The 3,004-nt window shown below is 75.0% G+C and carries 2 protein-coding genes; both read left to right on the top strand.

The features are described 5' to 3' along the window. The first annotated feature begins 278 nt into the window (after positions 1 to 278). Positions 279 to 1,811, top strand: coding sequence for a sugar transferase (locus tag HGA02_RS14985; protein ID WP_168679815.1), 1,533 nt, complete (start codon positions 279 to 281; stop codon positions 1,809 to 1,811). Positions 1,812 to 1,977: 166 nt separating this feature from the next. Further along, the coding region (locus HGA02_RS14980; RefSeq protein ID WP_168679814.1) for a DUF1972 domain-containing protein at positions 1,978 to 3,004 on the top strand (1,027 nt) is incomplete at its 3' end.

Here is a 3,004-nt window from a genome sequence, read left to right as displayed (position 1 = left end):
CGCGTCGCGCCGGCCGGCGGCGTCGGTCCTGGCCGACCTGCCGGACGTCGACGGCCGGCTCGCCGCGGACGCCTGGCTGCTGCGCACGCGCTGACCTGGACCGTCACCCCCGACGCGCGGAGAGCGCTGCCCCGAGGGCCGGGCACCGGGTGAACACGATCGGGTGTGAGTCAGGGCACAGTCGGGCGCACGGGTGAAAACCGGCCTAGGCGGATGAATCCGACATACACCCCGTATTACGTTCATCCACAGTTCTCGCACGAGGGGGGTGGGTGTTCATGACGCTGACAGCCGGGCACGGGTCCGAACGGACCGACGCGTGGCTCGAGCGGCGCCGACCCGCCAAGTTCCCCCGACGCTCGTGGGCGTCCCCGGAGCCGTTCGTGCGCCGGGCGACCGAGCACAACTCCGGTGAGGACGCGCTCGGCGCGCTCCCGTGGGTGCACAGCGCGACGGGCTACCAGCGCGCGACGGTCGCGATCGACGCGATGGCCGCGGGTGCGGCCGTGACGGCCGCCGCGGCGCTCGGCGGGGACTCCTGGTCCTCGGCCGTGCTGCTCGGCGCCCTGTCCGCCGTCGCGCTCCCGGTCACGGTCGCGGCGATGCGCGGCTACGAGCGCCACAACATGGGCGACGGCCCGGGCGAGTTCCAGGTGCTGCTGCGCTCGTCGGTGCTGCTCGCGGCGCTCGTCATGGCCATCGCGTACCTCACGACGCTGCCGGTCCCGCGCGAGGTCGTCCTGGTCGGCGTGCCCGTCGCGGCGGCCGCCGCGTGCACCGCGCGCTACGTGCACCGCCGCTTCCTGCACGCCCGCCGCAACCGCGGGCAGGCGATGATGCGGACGATCGTCGTCGGCGACACCGCGGCCGTCGCCGACGTGATCGACGACCTCGGCCTCGCGCCGTACCACGGCTACCTCGTCATCGGGACGTGCCTGTCCGACGTCGAGCCCGAGACCGAGGTGCCGGTCCCGACGCTCGGGGCACTCGCCGACATCCCGCAGATCGTGTCCGACTACGCCGTGTCGGTCGTCGTCGTCGCGGGCAACGCGCTGAGCGGCCAGGCCCTGCGCCGCCTGTCGTGGGCGCTGCGTCGCGCGGGTGCCGAGCTGGTCGTCGCGCCCGGCCTCGTCGAGGTCGCGCAGGAGCGCGTGAGCGTGCACCCCACCGCCGGCCTGTCGCTGCTCCGGCTCGAGATCGAGCCCCCGCGCCGGCGCCTGGTCGCCAAGGCGGTCATGGACCGCGTGCTCGGCCTCGTGGCCCTCACGCTCGTCGCGCCGGTCATCCTCGTCGCCGCGCTCGCGGTGCGGCTCACGTCGCCCGGGCGCGCCTTCTACACGCAGACGCGGGTCGGCGTCGACGGGCGCGAGTTCACGATCTGGAAGCTGCGCAGCATGTACCGCGACGCCGACCGGCGCCGGGCCGAGCTGCTCGACAGCAGCGACCGTGACGGGCTCATGTTCAAGATGGCACGCGACCCGCGGGTCACGCCCGTCGGGCGCGTCCTGCGCCGGTTCTCGCTCGACGAGCTCCCGCAGTTCTACAACGTGGTCCGCGGCGACATGTCGCTCGTCGGGCCGCGCCCGCCGCTGCGCGAGGAGGTGCTCGGCTACCACGACGCCGTCCACCAGCGCCTGCGCGTCAAGCCCGGCATCACCGGGCTGTGGCAGGTCAGCGGCCGCTCGGACCTGCCGTGGGACGAGTCGATCCGGCTCGACCTGCGCTACGTGGACAACTGGTCCGTGACGATGGACCTCATGATCCTGTGGAAGACGTTCCGCGCCGTGGTCACCGGCGCCGGCGCGTACTGACGCAGCGCCGCCCGCACCGCGGCGAGCTCACCGGTCCGGTCGCGGCCGGAACGGACACAGACGGACGACCCGGACGGCGGTACCCGCCGCGCCCGCGGCGAGGGATGCTCGACGTCCCCCCACGGACCGGGCCCACCCCCGCGTGCGGGACGACGGAAGGACCCACATGACGCGCTCGCAGGACGGGCCGCTGCGCATCGCGCTCATCGGCACGCGCGGCGTCCCGGCGCGCTACGGCGGCTTCGAGACCGCGGTCGACGAGGTCGGCGGCCGGCTCGCCGCGCGCGGGCACGACGTGCTCGTCTACTGCCGCACGCCCGAGCCCGCCGACCGCGTCCCCGCGTACCGCGGCATGCGCCTCGTGCACCTGCCCGCGCTGCGCCGTCGCTCGCTCGAGACGCTCAGCCACACCGCGCTGTCGGTCGGGCACCAGGTGGCGCACCGGCACGACGCGGTGGTCGTGTTCAACGCCGCGAACGCCGTCTTCCTGCCCGCGCTGCGCGCCGCGCGCATCCCCGTCGCGACGCACGTCGACGGCCTCGAGTGGCGCCGGGCCAAGTGGGGCGGCGCGGGCCGTCGCTACTACCGGGCCGCCGAGGCGCTCGCCGTGCGCTGGTCCGACGCGCTCATCGCCGACGCCGCGGGCATCGCGGACTACTACACGGCCGAGTTCGGCGCGCGCACCGAGCAGATCGCGTACGGCGCGCCGCTGCTCGACGACCTCGGCACCGGCATGCTCGCCGACGCCGGGCTCGAACCCCGTGGCTACCACCTCGTGGTGGCGCGGTTCGAGCCGGAGAACCACGTCGAGCTCGTCGTCGAGGGCTACCGCCGCTCGGGCGCGCGGCTCCCGCTCGTCGTCGTCGGGTCCGCGCCGTACGCCGACGAGTACACGCGCCGCGTGCACGCCGCGGCCGACGACCGCGTGCGGTTCCTCGGGGGTGTCTGGGACCAGGACCTGCTCGACCAGCTCTACGCGCACGCGCTCACGTACCTGCACGGCCACAGCGTCGGCGGCACCAACCCGTCGCTGCTGCGCGCGATCGGCGCGGGCGCGCCGACGGTCGCCTACGACGTCTCGTTCAACCGCGAGGTGCTGGGCGACGCGGGCCGCTGGTTCGCGACGCCCGACGACGTCGCGCGCCTGGTCGAGGACGCGGAGGCCGACCCGGCCGGTGCGCTCGTGCGCGGCG

The sequence above is a fragment of the Cellulomonas septica genome (assembly GCF_012396155.1).
Lineage (GTDB): Bacteria > Actinomycetota > Actinomycetes > Actinomycetales > Cellulomonadaceae > Cellulomonas > Cellulomonas septica.
Note: the sequence above shows the minus strand (reverse complement) of the source record. Positions and strands in the feature narration are given on the sequence as shown.